This is a genomic window from Amycolatopsis alkalitolerans (assembly GCF_006152065.1).
GTDB lineage: Bacteria > Actinomycetota > Actinomycetes > Mycobacteriales > Pseudonocardiaceae > Amycolatopsis_E > Amycolatopsis_E alkalitolerans.
Genome location: NZ_VDFW01000058.1, coordinates 1 through 15,609, shown reverse-complemented (window position 1 = coordinate 15,609; position 15,609 = coordinate 1). Strand labels below are relative to the sequence as shown.

Annotated in this window: 20 protein-coding genes and 1 tRNA gene; 5 read left to right on the top strand and 16 right to left on the bottom strand. The window is 69.2% G+C overall.

Features of this window, described 5'->3' with window-relative positions; translation table 11 throughout:
• Positions 1-51 precede the first annotated feature (51 nt).
• Entirely contained in the window at positions 52-747 is a 696-nt protein-coding gene (locus FG385_RS33265) for a 4-carboxy-4-hydroxy-2-oxoadipate aldolase/oxaloacetate decarboxylase (protein ID WP_139100788.1), read from the top strand.
• On the opposite strand, the gene FG385_RS33260 is transcribed toward FG385_RS33265, so the two are convergent.
• The 11 genes from FG385_RS33260 to FG385_RS33210 form a co-directional block, all read right to left on the bottom strand.
• On the bottom strand, positions 698-2,092 hold the full coding sequence (locus FG385_RS33260; RefSeq protein ID WP_139100787.1) for a serine hydrolase domain-containing protein: 1,395 nt from the start codon (positions 2,090-2,092) through the stop codon (positions 698-700). The genes FG385_RS33265 and FG385_RS33260 overlap by 50 nt on opposite strands.
• Positions 2,093-2,208: 116 nt before the next feature.
• Positions 2,209-2,631 carry a nitroreductase family deazaflavin-dependent oxidoreductase gene (locus FG385_RS33255; RefSeq protein ID WP_235022944.1) on the bottom strand — a complete coding sequence of 141 codons (423 nt, stop codon included), beginning with the start codon at positions 2,629-2,631 and terminating at the stop codon, positions 2,209-2,211.
• A 161-nt stretch (positions 2,632-2,792) separates the two neighbouring features.
• Positions 2,793-3,134: a VOC family protein gene (locus tag FG385_RS33250; protein WP_139100785.1), complete on the bottom strand. Its 342-nt coding sequence runs from the start codon at positions 3,132-3,134 to the stop codon at positions 2,793-2,795.
• Between the two features lie 69 nt (positions 3,135-3,203).
• Positions 3,204-4,034 (bottom strand): carboxymuconolactone decarboxylase family protein, encoded by an 831-nt coding sequence (locus tag FG385_RS33245; RefSeq protein WP_235022943.1) that lies wholly within the window; start codon positions 4,032-4,034, stop codon positions 3,204-3,206.
• A 47-nt stretch (positions 4,035-4,081) separates the two neighbouring features.
• Positions 4,082-5,323 (bottom strand): RNA polymerase sigma factor, encoded by a 1,242-nt coding sequence (locus FG385_RS33240; protein WP_139100783.1) that lies wholly within the window; start codon positions 5,321-5,323, stop codon positions 4,082-4,084.
• Complete coding sequence (locus tag FG385_RS33235; RefSeq protein WP_139100782.1) at positions 5,320-5,706, bottom strand: YciI family protein; 387 nt, start codon at positions 5,704-5,706, stop codon at positions 5,320-5,322. The genes FG385_RS33240 and FG385_RS33235 overlap by 4 nt, the downstream gene beginning before the upstream one ends.
• Positions 5,707-5,802: 96 nt before the next feature.
• On the bottom strand, positions 5,803-6,477 hold the full coding sequence (lepB, locus tag FG385_RS33230) for a signal peptidase I (RefSeq protein WP_139100781.1): 675 nt from the start codon (positions 6,475-6,477) through the stop codon (positions 5,803-5,805).
• A 7-nt stretch (positions 6,478-6,484) separates the two neighbouring features.
• Positions 6,485-7,645 (bottom strand): DUF6114 domain-containing protein, encoded by a 1,161-nt coding sequence (locus tag FG385_RS33225; protein WP_139100780.1) that lies wholly within the window; start codon positions 7,643-7,645, stop codon positions 6,485-6,487.
• A gap of 5 nt (positions 7,646-7,650) precedes the next feature.
• Positions 7,651-8,241 carry a DUF6230 family protein gene (locus tag FG385_RS33220; protein WP_139100779.1) on the bottom strand — a complete coding sequence of 197 codons (591 nt, stop codon included), beginning with the start codon at positions 8,239-8,241 and terminating at the stop codon, positions 7,651-7,653.
• A 271-nt stretch (positions 8,242-8,512) separates the two neighbouring features.
• Entirely contained in the window at positions 8,513-8,683 is a 171-nt protein-coding gene (locus FG385_RS34155) for a hypothetical protein (protein ID WP_160148953.1), read from the bottom strand.
• 31 nt (positions 8,684-8,714) lie between these two features.
• Entirely contained in the window at positions 8,715-9,263 is a 549-nt protein-coding gene (locus FG385_RS33210) for a TetR/AcrR family transcriptional regulator (RefSeq protein WP_139100777.1), read from the bottom strand.
• 91 nt (positions 9,264-9,354) lie between these two features.
• Here FG385_RS33210 and FG385_RS33205 point away from each other — a divergent pair, with 91 nt between their 5' ends.
• Together FG385_RS33205 and FG385_RS35780 are read left to right on the top strand one after the other, a co-directional pair.
• Entirely contained in the window at positions 9,355-9,777 is a 423-nt protein-coding gene (locus tag FG385_RS33205; RefSeq protein ID WP_139100776.1) for a DoxX family protein, read from the top strand.
• A 9-nt stretch (positions 9,778-9,786) separates the two neighbouring features.
• Positions 9,787-10,008 carry a monooxygenase family protein gene (locus tag FG385_RS35780; protein WP_200834772.1) on the top strand — a complete coding sequence of 74 codons (222 nt, stop codon included), beginning with the start codon at positions 9,787-9,789 and terminating at the stop codon, positions 10,006-10,008.
• A gap of 1 nt (position 10,009) precedes the next feature.
• Here FG385_RS35780 and FG385_RS33195 read toward each other — a convergent pair.
• Positions 10,010-10,083: transfer RNA gene (locus FG385_RS33195), tRNA-Leu, on the bottom strand.
• Positions 10,084-10,190: 107 nt separating this feature from the next.
• Between FG385_RS33195 and FG385_RS33190 the strand changes: the two genes are divergently transcribed.
• Positions 10,191-10,412: a DUF3618 domain-containing protein gene (locus tag FG385_RS33190; protein ID WP_139100774.1), complete on the top strand. Its 222-nt coding sequence runs from the start codon at positions 10,191-10,193 to the stop codon at positions 10,410-10,412.
• A 38-nt stretch (positions 10,413-10,450) separates the two neighbouring features.
• On the opposite strand, the gene FG385_RS33185 is transcribed toward FG385_RS33190, so the two are convergent.
• Together FG385_RS33185 and FG385_RS33180 are read right to left on the bottom strand one after the other, a co-directional pair.
• Positions 10,451-10,933, bottom strand: a complete 483-nt coding sequence (locus tag FG385_RS33185; protein ID WP_139100773.1) for a hypothetical protein — start codon at positions 10,931-10,933, stop codon at positions 10,451-10,453.
• Between the two features lie 239 nt (positions 10,934-11,172).
• Positions 11,173-11,748: a TetR/AcrR family transcriptional regulator gene (locus FG385_RS33180; RefSeq protein ID WP_139100790.1), complete on the bottom strand. Its 576-nt coding sequence runs from the start codon at positions 11,746-11,748 to the stop codon at positions 11,173-11,175.
• A 100-nt stretch (positions 11,749-11,848) separates the two neighbouring features.
• On the opposite strand from FG385_RS33180, the gene FG385_RS33175 reads away from it, so the two are divergent.
• Positions 11,849-13,336, top strand: a complete 1,488-nt coding sequence (locus FG385_RS33175; RefSeq protein ID WP_139100772.1) for a flavin-containing monooxygenase — start codon at positions 11,849-11,851, stop codon at positions 13,334-13,336.
• Between the two features lie 30 nt (positions 13,337-13,366).
• Here the strand turns inward: FG385_RS33175 and FG385_RS33170 are convergent, their stop codons facing one another.
• Positions 13,367-13,879 (bottom strand): helix-turn-helix domain-containing protein, encoded by a 513-nt coding sequence (locus FG385_RS33170; protein WP_139100771.1) that lies wholly within the window; start codon positions 13,877-13,879, stop codon positions 13,367-13,369.
• Between the two features lie 183 nt (positions 13,880-14,062).
• Positions 14,063-15,609, bottom strand: a 1,547-nt coding sequence (locus tag FG385_RS33165) for an LCP family protein (RefSeq protein ID WP_407645592.1), incomplete at its 5' end; no start/stop codon positions are given.

Below are 15,609 nucleotides of genomic sequence, written 5' to 3'. Positions count from 1 at the left end.
CATGGGCGAGGCCTACATGCGCCTCTACCCCCAAGTCACCGAGGAACTGGCATGAACCCCGTCATCGTCACCAACCCGCCGCGCGCCGACCTCGCGACGGTCGACAAGCTGGCCGGTTTCGGGGTCGCCACCGTGCACGAGGCGCAGGGCCGCACCGGCTACCTCGGGCCCGGCCTGCGTCCCGTGCATCTCGGTTCACGGATCGGCGGCACCGCCGTGACGGTGGTGTGCTGGCCGGGGGACAACCTGATGATCCACGCCGCCGTCGAACACTGCCGGCCCGGCGATCTGCTGGTCGTCACGACCACTTCCCCCAACACCGACGGCCTGTTCGGGGAACTGTTCGCCACCGCCCTGCAGCACCGCGGGGTCCGGGGCCTGGTGACGACGACCGGGGTGCGCGATGTGGCGGAACTGCACGAGATGGGCTTCCCCGTCTGGTCGGCGGCCGTCTCGGCGCAGGGCACGGTGAAGGCCACCGCCGGCGCGGTCAACGTCCCGGTCACCATCGCCGGGCAGCTCATCACCCCCGGCGACGCGATCCTCGCCGACGACGACGGTGTGGTCGTCGTGCCGCGTGCCGAGGCCGACCAGGCCGTGGCCGCCAGCCAGGCCCGGGTGGACAAGGAAGACGCCACCCGGAAGGCCTTCCAGAACGGGGAACTCGGCCTCGACCGCTACGGCCTGCGTGACAAGCTCACCCAGCTCGGCGTGAAGTACGTGACCGCCGAGGAATACGGCCTCTGATCGGTCGCCGCCGCTTGTCGAAGGACATCGGCGTGAACTCGACGTGGAAGGCGTCGTCGCCGAACACCACGCGGCTCGTCCCGAGGCCGACGGCGCTCAGGTCGACGCGGAACACACCGGGGTCCTCGTCGTCGTCCGGATGCAGCGCAAGCCCGCGGGCCAGCGCTGGGATCGGGGTGAGCGGGCGGAGGGTGAGCCGGCCGCGCCGGACGAAGACCTGCGCGCCCGCGATGAACCACTTCTGCACATCGCGCGGGGACCCGCGGAACGAGTACCAGCCGCACAGCTTGGTCCAGACCTCCGGTCGCTGTGGCAAGTCGGTCCGTAGCGCGGGTTCCGGCACGCCGAGGAAATGCCGCAGGAGGGCGGAAACCTCGGCGCCCAGCCAGGCATGGGCGCCCCGCGCGCCGTTGGTGAACGCGACGATTCCCACGCCGTCGTCGGGTGCCACGGTCAGCCAGGAGTTGAAACCGGGCATCAGTCCTTCGTGCTCCACCACCGGATGCCCGCCGAAGTCCCGGCGGAAGAACGCGAGCCCGACTCCGGGGAGCCGTGGATCGGGCTGGTACTGGGGCGCGAACATCCTGCCGGGCTCGGGGATCACCGGGCTGCCCTCGAGTAGGGCCGTCACATAGCGCGCCATGTCCGCGGTGGTCGAGTAGACACCGCCGGCGCCGACGGTCACCAGATCGCGGTCGGCCACCGGGTGCGGACCGGTGGCGCGCAGCGCGTATCCGGTCGCCAGCCGTGATGTGACGCGGCCGGAACGAACGAGATCGGTGTGCCCCATCCCGAGCGGTGTGAAGATGTGATCCCGGAAATAGGCGTCGAGGGGCTGCCCGGTGCTGTCCTCGATGATCTGGCCGAGCGTCGCGAACCCGTGGTTGCTGTAGGTGTGCGTGGTCCCCGGCTCCGTGACCAGGCGCAGGCCGCCGCCGTAGAACTCGGCGAGCGTCGGCACCCGGTGCCCGAACGGCACGGTCTGACCCAGCACCGGCGCGAACGCGTGGGACGGGTGGACGAGTTCGGGGAGTCCGGCCGTGTGGGTCAGCAATTGCCGCACGGTCGGGGCGGCCGTCGCGGGAACCAGTCTGAACGCGCGCAGGTACTCGCCGGCCGGCGCGTCCAGTTCGACGAGCTTCCGTTCGCACAGCTGCGAAATCGCGATCGCGATGATCGTCTTGGTGAGGGAGCCGACGCGGAAGACGGTGTCCTCGGTGACCGGCGTGCGTGAGCCGAGGTCGGCGAACCCGTGCCCGTGGAACTCGAGCCGGCCGTCTCGGATCACGCCGATCGCGAGGCCCACCATGGCATGCCGGTTGAGAAGTTCCGTCTCTGCAGGCATGGCCCATGCTGACACCCGTAGCGGCGCGCGCGATGGGGCCGTCAGGCCCGCGTTGGGGGACCTTCAGGCCTTGACGTCCGAACGCCGCGTGCGGGAGTTGCTGTCCGAGCTCGGCGTCACCGCGGGATGAGCCGGACCACGGGGTATTCCCGGTCGGACTTGCTCTGGTACTTCGCATAGCGCGGCTGGAGTTCGATGATGCGCTGCCAGGCCTGCGCCCGGTCGGCACCGTCGAGTTCGCGCGGAGTCACCGCGGCCGCGTCCTGGCCGGGCAGTTCGATCGACGCCTGCTCGGGTTTCGCCATCAGATTGGCGTACCAGTCCGGGTTCCGCCTGCCACCGCCCGAGGCGACGAGCAGCCGGGCGTCCGAGCCGTCGGCGAACCACGTCACCGGCGTTTCCCGCGGCTGCCCGCTTCGGCGGCCCGACGTGTGCAGGATCAGGACGTCCATGCCCATGAACTTGCCCTGGCCACGCCGGATCTTGCGGTTCATCCTGGCGTTCATCGTGTGCTGCATCCATCGTGAAAGCGCGTTCATGCCGCTCACGCTAACCGCGGCGCGGCGCCGCATGCTTCTCGATTCCTGACCGGTCGAACGGCCACCCCTCCAGGTGGGCGAGGACAGCCGCGGTCTTTGCGGCCAGGGCTCCGACCAGCGAGAACGAGGCCGGTGGGAGCCCTGGCCGGCGCGACACCAGGTCAGCCCTGCGAGGCCGGCTCGAAGAGGCTGAACGGGGTGCCCTGATCGTCGTGGCAATGGGTGATCCGCCCGACGCCGGGGACGGCCTGGACCTCCTCGCTGGTGCCGCCGAGTTCGTGCACGCGCTTGACCGACGCGTCGATGTCCTCGGTGCCGAAGTAGACCCGCGGGTGGGTGAAACCGTTCTCGCGCGGTGCGATCGCGCCCGCGGGGCCGTTGCCGATGACGTGGTAGTCGCCGTCGAATCCGGTGGTGTTCCAGTCGAACAGGCCGCCGTAGAAGGTACGGGCCCTGGCGGTGTCGGCGGCGGGCAGTTCGAACCAGTTGATCTGTCCGGGCATTGCTCGATCCTTTCGGTGAGTAGCTTGACGCACCAGAGGACGAACAGCCGCCGCCGTTCTCGACAGGCTTCAGCCCGTGGTCTTGCGTTCCAGCGCGTTCCGGCCGGCGTCGAAGCTGCGCAGCGCCGCGCCGACCGTGGCCGCGACGGTGACCTCGAAGATCTGGTCTTCGGAGTAGCCGGCGACGGTGAGCCGGTCCATGTCGTCGTCGGTGGTCCGGTACGAGGCTTCGCGGACGGTCGTGGCGTAGGACTGCCACGGCCCCGGAAGCGGATCACCGGCCACGGCGGCGGCGCGCAGCGCCGGATCGGTGGTGGCGGGTGCGTCCAGTACCGAACGGCGCAGGTTGGTCACGACGTCACCGTGATCGGGGGCAGGGCCTTCAGCGAGCAGGAAGGCCGGGAATCGGTAGCCGAACCGGTGCAGCGCGCGGGTCCCGCTGTACAACTGGCCCTCGCGCAGGACGAAGCCGAACGCGTTCGCCAGCCGGTTGACGATGTTCCACACCAAGCCCACGTTCAGCGCTTCCCGCACCGCCTGCTCGGGCAGGCCGTCGAGCCCGGCCGTGGTCACGCTGTCCGGGGCCCGGCTGGTCAGATCGAGGAACTCCCGGACGGCACGCAGGTGCGGCCGGGCCGACCCGGGATCGTCCGGGTCGATTTCGCCGTGCCCGGCGATGCGGGTGAGTTCGGTGTGCGAGTCGATGCAGAACGGGCACTGGTGCAGCCGTGCCGTGCACATCGCGAGGTATTCGCGCTCTCCCGCGGTCCAGTACGACGGCCCGCGCATCGCGTCGGCGGTGAGGTCCAGCAGCGGTCGTGTGAGAAAGCCGGGCCGGTACAGCAGCATCTTCACGATGTCCGGACTGTCCACACGCGACGTCGCGGAGGTGAGTTTCATGAACAACTTGGCGCGTCGGCGGTGGCCGTGGTCGAGAATGGACAGTCTCATCGGGACTCCGGTAGGTCGAGATCGTGAAGCCGGCCGGCGAGGAATCGCCGGTCGGCGGGATTGGTGGCCAGTTCATGGGCACGCCGGTACGCCGACGCGGCCTCAACCGTGCGGCCGAGCCGGCGAAGCAGATCCGCGCGGGTGGCGTGCAGCAGGTGGTAGCGGTCGAGCCCGTCGATCCGGTCGACCAGCGCCAGCCCCTCGTCCGGGGTGGTGGCTTCGGCGACGGCGGCCGCGTGGTTGAGCGCCACCACCGGCGACGGGCTCAGCACGAGCAGTTGGGCATAGAGCGCGGCGATGCCCGGCCAGTCCGTCCGATCGGCGGACGCGGCCTGTGCGTGCAGCGCGGCGATCCCGGCCTGCACCTGGTACGGGCCCGCCCTGCCCAGGCGCAGGGCCCGGTCCAGCAGCCCGATGGCTTCGACGATCTCCGCGTGCTCCCAGCGGGAACGGTCCTGGTCGGCCAGCAGCACGACGTCACCGGAGGCGCCGTAGCGCGCGGCGTTGCGCGAATCGTGCAGCAGCAACAACGCGACCAGCCCGAGCGCTTCGGGCTCGTCGGGCATCAGTGCGGCGACGAGCTTGGCGAGCCTGATCGCCTCGCGCGGCAGCGTGCGGTGTTCGGGCCGGTCACGGGCGGCGGTGTAGCCCTGGGTGAAGATCAGGTAGAGCACTGCGAGCACACCGGACAGCCGCTCGGGCAGCAGGGGGTCGGCGGGGACCTTCAGGCTGATGCCGGCATCCCGGATCTTGCGTTTCGCGCGCACCAGGCGCTGGGCCAGCGCCGATTCGCTGACCAGGAACATCCGGGCGATCTGCCCGGCGGTCAGCCCGGCCACGGCCTGCAGGGTCAGCGCCACCCGCGCGTCCTCGGCCAGCGCCGGGTGACAGCAGGTGAAGATCAGGCTGAGCCGCTCGTCACCCATGCCGAGCAGGCTGTCCTCGCCGAAGTCCGCCATCGTCGTCACCGCCTCGGGTGCCGCGCCGAGCCGGGCCAGCTTCTCCTGGCCGACCCGGGCCCGCCGCAGCCGGTCGATCGCGCTGTTGCGGGCCGCGGTCAGCAGCCAGGCCACCGGATCGTCCGGCACCGGTTCGCCCCAGCCGCGCAGCGCGAGCGTGCACGCGTCCTGCAGCGCGTCCTCGGCGAGTTCGAAGTCGCCGAGGACGCGGATCAGCGCGGCGAGCATCCGGGCCCGGTGCTCGCGATAGACCTGCTGCAGGACCGGCGCGGCGCTCATTCGCCGGTGGACGCCAGGTTCGCCGGCTGGTGGTCGAGGCCCGGCACCCCGGCGATCGGCCGCACCTCGATCCCGCCGGTTTCGGCCATCGGGCAGATCGTGGCCAGTTCCAGGGCCTCGTCGAGGTCGCGGCAGTCGAGGACGTAGGCGCCGCCGAGGTGCTCGTGCGTTTCGGCGTACGGGCCGTCGGTGATCAGCGTCCGGCCGTCGCGCACGGTGACGGTGGTCGCGGTGTGCTCGCCCTGCAGCGGGTGCCCGTAGACGAACACGCCCCGCCGGCGGCACTCGTCGGCGAACGCGTTCACCCTGGCCAGGGCCTCGGCGAAGCCCGGATCCGACGGTTCGGGCCGTTCGCAATCGTAGATCAACAACATGTACTGCATCGGTCCTCCACTCACCCCGGATGACGTTCAGTCGAAGAGGATGACGAACGGAACGACCGTATCTCGACATTCCGGTGAGCGTGGATTTTCAGATCGTCACGGCCGCGATGCGCGTGACCTGCTCACGCGCGGCAACTTCAGCACGACGGCCGCCAACGCCAGCAGGCCGAGTCCGGCGAGGACCGCATCACCGGCCAGCAGGTAGCGCGGGTCGGCGCCGCCCGGTATTTCGCCCAGACGGGAAAGCGGGTACACCACCGCGACCACGCGTGCCAGCACCGCGGACAACGGCACCGTGCCGCGACCGCTGTCGCCCAGATGTGCCCGCGAGTCCATGGACACCGCGCGGTGATCGCCGAGCACGAACAACCGTCCATCCGGGACGGTGACGTCGAACGGCGTCTCCGTCCCGGCCGAGCCGGGGTAGAGATAGTCCTCCGCGAGCGGGTGCCCGTTCACGACGACCCGGTGCTCGGCGTCGCAGCAGACCACCCGGTCCCCGCCGACCCCGATCACGCGCTTCACCACGTTGTCTCCGTCGCCGCCGACGAACGCGTCCGGCGCGAGCAGCACGAGGTCGCCACGCCGGACGCCGTTCCCGCCGGCCGCCGAGATATCGGCGATCATCCGGTCGTTCACGTGAAGCGTGTTCATCATTGACGGGCCGGCCACCCGGTAGGGGCGGTAGTACAGCGCGAGCACCACCGCACCGGAGGCGAAGAGCAACGCGCCGATCATGGTCAGCGCGGGCACGATGCGGGATTTGAGCACGGCGCGCTCAGGCCGCGCTCAGGCCGAACACGCTCTGGAAGGAACTCGCCTGCATGATCGGCTGTTCCGCCACGACGTCGGTCAACGTCAGCGGCATGGCCGGCGTCACCGACTTGAGCAACCGGATCAGTTCGGACTCGGCGTTGCCTGGCGTCAGCGTCATCGGGACGCCCAGAAGTCGCCCGGAGAACTTCGTCGCGTAGAGCGTGACACCGCCGGTGAAGTCCATCGACGAGGCCGCGAGCACCGTACTTCGCCCGCTACGCCCGATGTTTCCTTTGACCCCGTTGGCCGCGCTCAGCGTGCCCACGGTGAACTTCATCATCCGCACCGTGCCGCCACCGGCGGTCGGCATCGGCGCCACCCCCTGGTAGGCGAAACCGGTCACCCGGACGCTGCCCGCGGTCAGCACGACCGGTGCGGTATACGCCCGAAGGCCAGCCGCTCCCGTCGTGTCCGGCGACTTGGCGTCGCCGGGCGCAGGCCCGGGCGGCGTGCCGATGGGCGGAACGACCGTCGGCACCGGCACGGGCAACACGCTGGAGAGCGGCGGCAAGACGGGGGGAGCCGGTGAACCGGTGGAAGGCGGGCTCGGGCACGTGAAGATCAGCAGACACGGGTCCGTAGCGGCCTCGGCGCGGCCCGTCGTCGACATCGTCGCGGCGACCGCCGTCACCACGAGCACCGCCAGCGCCGAGCTACTGCCCCGCTTGTGTGAAGGTGAAGACGCTGCCTCGGGTGCGCGGACGGTCCAGCCGAAGGCCAGCGCGCCGCCCGTGATCGCCAGTAGCAGCCCGATCAGGAACCCGCCGAAGTTGGTGCCAGGAAACGAGATGACCCCGCCCGCGAGCCCGATGATCGCGTAGAAGAGCCGGTGTGCGGGGTCGATCCAGAGCAGCAGCCCGCACACGACCAGGACGATCCCGAGAAGGAGACCCGAGATTCCGCCGATCCCCATGCTCATCACGATGCCCAGCTTGGCGAGCATGATCAGGTTCAGCAGGGGGAGCGAGAGCAGTTCGGCGCCCGCCAGCAGCAGCAGCAGTCCACCCCAGAACGGGCGCGACCGGCGCCACTGCCGGAACCTCTTCCTCCGGGGCGGCACGGCAGTCGTGTCGTCCCCGGAGGCGCTGTCCGGCGTGATGGGCTCGGTGTTGTCCTGCGTCATGACCCTCAGCAGCTTCCGCCGTGGGTGACGGACATGCCGAAACCGGGCAGGCTGATGGTGCCGGCGGCCATTTCCCGTGCGTGCATGGCGGGGCCGCTCAGTTCGATGGCGTTCGCCTGCATCCCGAACTCGCCCGGCGCGCCCTGATAGCCCGGCACCGCGCTGAGCGAGCCCGCGTCCTGGCCCATCACGACGTTGTGCATGACGCCGTCACCGTTGAAGTCCTTGACGATGAACGCGACATCGGTTCCCTGCACCGGGGCGCCACCGCCGCCACCGGCCTTCATCAGGGTCGTGATCGGCCCCACCTTGATGGCCATGCAGAAGTCCTTGATCTTGGCGGTCCGCAAGGCGTTGACGGCGACGTAGTGCTGCTGGCCGTCCTGGGTGGGGAGTGTCTTTCCGTAGTTCACGAAGCCGTCTCCGGCCACGCTGCTCGCGGTGGCCCTGAACGGCGTGCCGGCCACTGAGAAGGATGTCGCGAGTACCCCCTGAGCGGTGAGGACGAACAATGCGCCCGTCAGCACGGTCGCCGGGACGAACGCGGCTGTGAACCGTCCCCACCTGACCCGTCCTTCTGCTGCCTCGTCGGACATGTGTTTCCTTCCTCGATTGGGCGACACGAGCCGGCTGGTCCCGGACATCGGCGTCTGGCGTTGACGCAACGTATGATCCGCATCACACGATGGCCTCCCCCGAACAGGGGAACGGGCGGGGGAGGTCTGGGCCATACGGGCGTATACCCATGCGGCCTCTCTGCGCCGTCGCGCGGAACCTCCAGGTCGAGCGCGGATCGGCGCCGGCTGACGGCAGGCCGAAATACGAACCGCTGAAGGCAGCGCGCGTTGCGTGCTGGGGGTCCAGGGGTTAGATATTGCGGGCACCGGGAGCGATGCCGAAGGCGTCGCGAACAGCGTTCGCCGCCTCGTGGGCCTGACGCTTCAGCATACGAATCGTGAGGTGCTGGTCGAAGGCCCTGAGATCACGGTCCACCCGGTGGGCGCTCGCCGGCAAGTTCTTGAGCCCAACATCGCTCATCCGTGAGCGTCTGCATCCGGCGTTGTTCAACCTAGCTGGAGCCGAACAGCAATCGCAGGACGGGCCGGGCGGCGGTTTCGGGGTCGGGGCCGATATCGGGCGGAAGCGCTCCGCCCAACCACAACGCGGCGAAACCGTGCACGAGCGACCAAGCTGCGAGACGTGCCGAGCGGCTGTCCGCGGCGTCGCCGACCCGCTCCGCGACGCGTTCGGCGAGAATGTCCGACGCGCGTACGGCAGCGGCCGTGACCTCCGGGTCGTCGGCGTGATAGAGCTCGTCGCGAAACATCACCTCGAAATGCGCTCGGTTCCTCGTCGCGAATCGGATGTAGGCGACACCGGTCTCCTGCAGGTCACGTCCGGCCGTCGCTAGTTCCTCCGCGAGCAGACCGAATCCCTGAGCGGCCAGCGCGGTCATCAGACCCGCCTTGTCGCGGAAGTGGTGCGCGGGCGCCGCGTGCGACACGCCGGCTCGGCGGGCCAACTCCCGCAGGCTCACCGCGGCCGGACCGGATTCCACGATCACCTCGACGGCCGCCTCCAGCAACGTCCGGCGCAGGTCGCCGTGGTGGTACGCCATGGCTCTCTCCAATCTTGTCATTGACAAGTTTGCGCCTATAGGTCAATCTTGTCATTGACAAGATTGACCCGCAAGTATCGAGGAGAGCTCGATGGCCCCCTTGATCGCCCTGCTCAGCGGGTTCGGCGTGCTGCGTCTGATCGGTTTCGCCGGAATCTCGGCGCTGGATGGGTGGCAGCCCGCGCTGCGCGGCGCGCTGGCGCTGATGTTCCTGCTCACCGGTGTCGCGCACTTCACGAAGCGACGGCAAGGGCTGATCGAACAGGTCCCGCCCAGCCTGCCCCGCCCGGACCTGCTGGTCACCGTGACCGGGGTACTCGAACTGGCCGGCGCCGTCGGGTTGCTGCTGCCACCCACCGCTTCCCTGGCGGCCTGGTGTCTCGCCGCGTTGATGTTGCCGATGTTCACGGCAAACGTCTCCGCCGCGCGACGCGGCCTGCCCGTCACCCCGTTGTTGCCGAGAACCGCGATAGAGATCGTGTTCCTCGCCGCAGCCGTCGCCGCCGCGCTCTGACCGCACCTGTTGGTTTGGCGCTCCTTCAACCGCAAGGTCGGATTCACGGGAGACGTCGGCTTCTGGCACGAAACGTACGTCATCGCGCCCGGCGGCTACGAATGTATCTACGGCAACATGCCCCGATTCGGCTTGGCCGCCGCCGGTGAGCACGTGCCTGTCAGCCGCAAGGGCGACACCGCCGCAGACCGGCTGCGCCAGCAGACGCAAAATGACTGGTCAACGCTATGAGTGGGCCCGGTGGGACTCGAACCCACACTGGCACGGACCTAAACCGTGTGCCTCTGCCAATTGGGCTACGGGCCCGGGATTCGCTCAGCCTAGCGTCCGGGCGTGGCAGGTTCCGGCGTGGCCGGTACGAGCGCGCCGGTGCTGTGATCTACGGTGGTGCCGTGCCAAGGTGAGGAGGACTGGTGGCGCGCGACCCTGACACCATCGAGCGTGACATCGAGCAGGCCCGCGAAGCGCTGGCTTCGACGCTGGACCAGCTTGGTGAGAAGGCCAACCCGAAGAAGCTGGCCGACTCCGCGAAGACGAGCGTGCTCGCGAAGCTCGAGGACCCGAAGGTGAAGTACCCGCTGATCGGCGCCGGCGTGCTCGTCGTCGCGCTGCTCGTGCGCAAGCTGTTCCGCTGACGCCGCGCCGTCCGGGCATATCCGCGCCCGGGCGCCGGTCAGCGGCGAGCCGAGGCCTTCGCCGAGCCTGTCGAAACCTTCTCCTGCTTCGACGAGGATTCCAGCGCGTCACCGATGTCGGCCGTCAGCCTGGCCTTCGGCCGCCGCGAGGCCTTGTTCTGCGGTTTCGCCGCGCCTGCCTGCTCTTCCGACTGCTGGGCCGGAACCTCCGCCTCGGACGAATCCGTATCTTCCGACGGGGCTGCCGCCTCCGGAGCGGTCTTCTCGGCCGGCGCCGTCTCGGGTCGGGTGAGCCGGGCCGTCATGTAGGCCGCGGTGAACTCGAGCGCGCTCCCGTTGAGCAGGTGCACGACGGTGGCACCCTTGGCCTCCGCGCCGAGCGACTCGACGAGCTGGTCCACGTTGTCTCGTGCGGCGATGATCCCCGGCGCCCGGCCGGTCAGCTTCTGGCCGTGCCCGGCGACGGTGATCGCCCAGTCGTCGTCCTCCTGGACGTAGCTCGCCATGATCGGTTCCGCCATCAGTCCTCCACCCCTGCACCGGCTTGCCTGATCCGCAGGTGGGACCCAGGCGTCGCCGCGTTGTGACGCCGATCGGCTCGCCCGATCGGGTGTACCTTGAGCAACCGTTCGCCGAACTTCTGCCGGCCTCTATCGATACCTCAGCACGACTCTGGGTGACAAGCAATGGATGCAAGTGTGCTCTGCGTGACCATTGGCTAGCAGATGCACGAGCATCTGCACGAGCGTGTCAAAGGTGCTCACCCAGTGCGTTCGCGCAAGCCGACCCAGAGGGCTGCCATGGCGTAGTCAGTAGCCCGTTCAGGTGTCACCTCGTTGTGCTGTTCACACCAGATCGCCAGCCGTTCGCACGCGCCGACGACGATTTCCGCGAGTGCTTCCACCCGCAGGGGGGACCCCTCTTCGAAGTAACCGGCCATCACCTTGGCGATCAGATCGGTCTGCTGGCGCCGGACCGCCTCGATCTCGTCCGCGGCCGATGTGCCGATCAGGGCCATCTCGTGCCGCAGGAGCGACCATGCCTGCCGCCGCTCGCGGATGTACACGAAGAACGCGAGCAACCCGCGGCTCAGCGCGTCCTCGGCCGACGTGGCGTTCACCACCGCTTCCTCGGTCACCTGGCGCAGTTCGGCGCGCGATCCGGCGATACACGCCAGGAGCAGGCCTTCCTTGGAGTGGAAGTATTCGTACAGCATCGGCTTGGACACACCGACCCGCTCGGCGATCTCGTCCATCGACGCCGCCGCGTACCCGTGCTCCGCGAACACCGCCTCGGCGACCTCGATCATCTGTCGCTCGCGCTCGGCTCGGGGCATGCGCTTGCGGGTACTCACCCAGGACACTCTACCGGAAGTAACCTACTTCAAGTAAGGTGGACTCGCGGTAACACTAAACGGGGAAGTGTGAGGGAGACGAATGGGCGAGCGCATCGAGGCGGAGGTCGTCATCGTCGGCACCGGGTTCTCCGGTCTCGGCATGGCCATCCAGCTGCTCAAGCAGGGGCGCCGGGACTTCGTGATCCTGGAGAAGGCGGCCGAGGTCGGCGGCACCTGGCGGGACAACACCTATCCGGGCTGCGCCTGCGACATCCAGTCGCATATGTACTCGTTCTCCTACGAGCAGAACTCCGGCTGGACGCGGGCCTTCTCGCCGCAGGGCGAGATCTGGGACTACCTGCGCGGCGTCGCGAAGAAGTACGACCTGTATCCCCATATCCGGTTCGGCCAGGAGATGACCGGGGCGCGCTGGGACCCCGACGAGTACCGCTGGCACGTCGCCACGAGGGGCGGCGACGAGGTCACCGGCCGGTACCTGGTCAACGGCGTCGGCGCGCTGCACCTCCCGCAGATCCCGGACCTGCGCGGACTCGAGAACTTCCGCGGTGAGACGTTCCACTCGGCCACCTGGAACCACGACTACGACCTGCGCGGCAAGCGGGTCGCAGTGGTGGGCACCGGGGCGAGCGCGATCCAGTTCATCCCGCGGATCGCGCCGGAGGCCGCCAAGCTGACCGTCTTCCAGCGCACCCCGCCGTGGGTGCTGCCGAAGCCCGACCACGCCATGCCGGAGTGGGCGCGCACCGTGTTCCGGAAAGCGCCTGCGCTCCAGCGGGCGTACCGCGACCTGCTCTACTGGTCGCTCGAATCGCGTGCGGTCGGGTACAACAACGGCGGCCTGAAGCTGATGAAGCTGACCCAGCGGCTCGGCAAATGGAACATCGAACGCGGCGTCGAGGATCCGGCGCTGCGCGAGCGGCTGGTCCCCGACTACGTGCTCGGCTGCAAGCGGGTGCTGCTGTCGAACGACTACTACCCGGCGCTCGCGCGGGACAACGTGGACGTGTGCACCGACGGCGTGGCGGAAGTGCGCGAGCACAGCGTCGTCGACAGCGCGGGGGTGGAGCACGAGGTCGACGCGATCATCTTCGGCACCGGCTTCCACGTCACCGACGCGTTCGAGCACCTCGAGATCGTCGGCGAGGGCGGGCGCAACCTGGGCAAGGAGTGGGCGGACGAGGGGATGCGCACCCACCTCGGCATCACGGTCGCGGGCTTCCCGAACCTGTTCTTCCTCCTCGGGCCGAACACCGGGCTCGGCCACAACTCGGTGGTCTTCATGATCGAGTCGCAGGCGCGGTACGTCGCCGGCGCGATCGCGCTCGTCGATCAGGCGGGGTCGGCGGGGCTGGCGACGCGGCCCGAAGTGCAGGACCGGTTCAACACGGAAATGCAGCGGAAGCTGGAAAAAGGGGTGTGGACCCAGGGTGGCTGCCGCAGCTGGTACCTCGACGCCCAGGGGGTGAACCGGACCCTGTGGCCCGGTTTCACCTGGCGCTACTGGCTCGCCACCCGCAAGGTCCGCCCCGCGGACTTCGAACTAATCGGCACCGCAGGTGGCAAGTAGTCCACGGCGGTACGCGTCTCGCTGATCAGTTCAGGGGCGGAGGCCTGTCGGGGGATCTCCGCCCCCCGGATCGAGGCCGCCGGGTGGGGCAAGATCCTGGAGCAGGGCGAGCAGTTCCGGTGCGGTCAGGCCGCACAGTTCGGCCATCCGCTCGACGGCGGCCTTGTCGAGTTGCACCTCCCGCGGGCTGCCCGGCTGGCGCAGCCGGTCCTCGGCCCAGCGGCGCAGCGGGAGCAGTTCGGGCCGGTGATCGGCGACGATATGCGCCAGATCGAGCCGCACCTTGCCCGGTTCGTCGGCGAACACGCGCCGGTGCACGCGGGCCAGCAGGTCCTGCGGCAGTTCGTCCATCGCGAGGCACAGCTCCACGAGCCGCACCACCGAGCACTGGCGTGTGCCGAGCTCGTAGGTGGCCAGCGTCTGCAGTGAGATGTCGCTTTGCAGATGCTGGTTCAGCTCCTTGCGCGTCCAGCCTCGTCGTCGCCTGAGTTTCCTGAGTTCCTCCCCCAGAACTCGCTGGTAGAGCTCACTGTCGATGTGCACTCCTGGTCCCCTGCCCTGCGTCGCGCCGCACCCCTGCGCCGGCACGTCCGGTCGAACTTCAGCGGTGTCCACGCGTATGTAAGTCGCTGAGTGCCCCGCTCTTACGCGACTTCGGCCGAGTGTTTGAAGATCCTTCGCGGATTAGGCCGTTCGGGCTAACACCGGGAGGCTAAAAGGTGGATTTCAGTTGACGCAAGTGATCCCATCGGCGGTGATCGGTTTGTCGTCGGCGCTGGCAGGCGGGGGCGGGGCGGTCGAGGTCGCCGGCGCGACGGCATGCTCCTGGGCGACCTGGGTCGAGCCGGAGTAGTCGGTCCCGACCACGACGAGGACATGCCCCGAGCCGACCGAATTATCCTGCATCAGGGCGGCCTTCGAGCCGAGCGCGTCGGCCACGCTTTGCGCGGCGTCCTTCCCGCCCGGCGGGTAGCGCACCGAGGTCTTGCTCACCCGCGCGTTCGCGTTGCCGGTCGCGCCCGCGGCGAATCCCTTGCCGGTCAGGACCTGTGACACGGTCGCCGCGAGCCCCGTCTTGGCCGTTCCGTTGTGGACGTCCACAGTGGTGGAGGCGTTGGGGTTCACCGTCGCCGGCGCCGGGGCCGGTGGTGCGTTCGGCGGCGCGGTCAGGCCCTGCACGAAACTCTTCACCTGAGCCGGGTCGACCTCCACCGCCGTACCGTCGGTGGGGCTGTCGTAGTCGGGGTTGACCACCGGGACCGTCTCGAACTGCAACTGGCCGCCGGAGAGGCCCTTCATCTGCTGGGCGAACGAGAGGATGTCCCAGCCCTGGTTGAGCACGACGGACTTCTTGATCGCGTCGATCAGCTGGTTCAGCTTCCCGGGATTGCTCAGCGTGCCGGCGGAGAGCACCTTCTGCGCCATCCCGGCCATGAACACCTGCTGGCGCACGATGCGGTCGAGGTCACCGCGCGGCAGCCCATGCCGCTGGCGGACGAACTTGAGCGCGTCCACCCCGGAGATGGTGTGGCGGCCGGCGGTGAACTTCGCGCCGGAGTACGAGTCGTTGACGTCGTGCTTGAGGCATACGTCGACGCCGCCGATGGCATTGGTGATGTCGGAGAAGCCCAGCAGGTTGATCGACGCGTAGTTGTCGATCGAGGAGCCGGTGAGCTGCTGGACGGCGGCGATGAGCGTCTTCGCCCCGGCCTGGGAGCTTTTGACCTCGACGTCCTTCGCATCGGTGTCGCCGGAGTCCTGCAGCTGCTTGCGCTCGGCGGCCTTGCCGCGCGCGTAGGCCGAATTGATCTTGTGCTTGCCGAAACCGGGGATCGTGACGTACGAGTCGCGCGGTAGCGAGATCGCGACCGCCTTACCGCCGTCGTTCGGGATGTGCACCATGATCAGCGTGTCGGTGTTCTCCTCGCCGTCGGAGACCCCGGCCCGGAGCTGGTTGAGCAGCTGCTGCGGCAGCGGGTTGCCCTGCGCGTCGGTGCGGGAGTCCATCCCGACCAGGAGGATGTCGCGCGCGCCGTCCGCCGGCTGGTCGCCGCTGATCACGTCGGCCGTGGTGAGCCCGCTGACCAGACCCTGCATCGCCGCCCACGCGTACCCGGTCAGGCCCATGACCAGGAGCGATACGAGCCCGAGCACGACCTTCCCGGCGTGCCGGCGGCGTGGGGGGACGGGCCGGCGGGCAGGCGGCGGCCCGGGACGGCGCCCACCACGGGCGGGCGGCGGCGGTCCACCGCGGCGGGCGGGGCCGGCGTAGC

Coding starts and splice junctions, on each gene's coding strand:
- FG385_RS33185 (WP_139100773.1), bottom strand. CDS start 10,933: ATGGCGGAACCGATCATGGCGAGCTACGTCCAGGAGGACGACGACTGG.
- FG385_RS33220 (WP_139100779.1), bottom strand. CDS start 8,241: ATGTCCGACGAGGCAGCAGAAGGACGGGTCAGGTGGGGACGGTTCACA.
- FG385_RS33250 (WP_139100785.1), bottom strand. CDS start 3,134: ATGCCCGGACAGATCAACTGGTTCGAACTGCCCGCCGCCGACACCGCC.
- FG385_RS34155 (WP_160148953.1), bottom strand. CDS start 8,683: ATGAGCGATGTTGGGCTCAAGAACTTGCCGGCGAGCGCCCACCGGGTG.
- FG385_RS33175 (WP_139100772.1), top strand. CDS start 11,849: ATGGGCGAGCGCATCGAGGCGGAGGTCGTCATCGTCGGCACCGGGTTC.
- FG385_RS33205 (WP_139100776.1), top strand. CDS start 9,355: ATGGCCCCCTTGATCGCCCTGCTCAGCGGGTTCGGCGTGCTGCGTCTG.
- FG385_RS33180 (WP_139100790.1), bottom strand. CDS start 11,748: ATGCCCCGAGCCGAGCGCGAGCGACAGATGATCGAGGTCGCCGAGGCG.
- FG385_RS33210 (WP_139100777.1), bottom strand. CDS start 9,263: ATGGCGTACCACCACGGCGACCTGCGCCGGACGTTGCTGGAGGCGGCC.
- FG385_RS33225 (WP_139100780.1), bottom strand. CDS start 7,645: ATGACGCAGGACAACACCGAGCCCATCACGCCGGACAGCGCCTCCGGG.
- FG385_RS33240 (WP_139100783.1), bottom strand. CDS start 5,323: ATGAGCGCCGCGCCGGTCCTGCAGCAGGTCTATCGCGAGCACCGGGCC.
- FG385_RS33265 (WP_139100788.1), top strand. CDS start 52: ATGAACCCCGTCATCGTCACCAACCCGCCGCGCGCCGACCTCGCGACG.
- FG385_RS33235 (WP_139100782.1), bottom strand. CDS start 5,706: ATGCAGTACATGTTGTTGATCTACGATTGCGAACGGCCCGAACCGTCG.
- FG385_RS33260 (WP_139100787.1), bottom strand. CDS start 2,092: ATGCCTGCAGAGACGGAACTTCTCAACCGGCATGCCATGGTGGGCCTC.
- FG385_RS33245 (WP_235022943.1), bottom strand. CDS start 4,034: ATGAAACTCACCTCCGCGACGTCGCGTGTGGACAGTCCGGACATCGTG.
- FG385_RS33255 (WP_235022944.1), bottom strand. CDS start 2,631: ATGAACGCGCTTTCACGATGGATGCAGCACACGATGAACGCCAGGATG.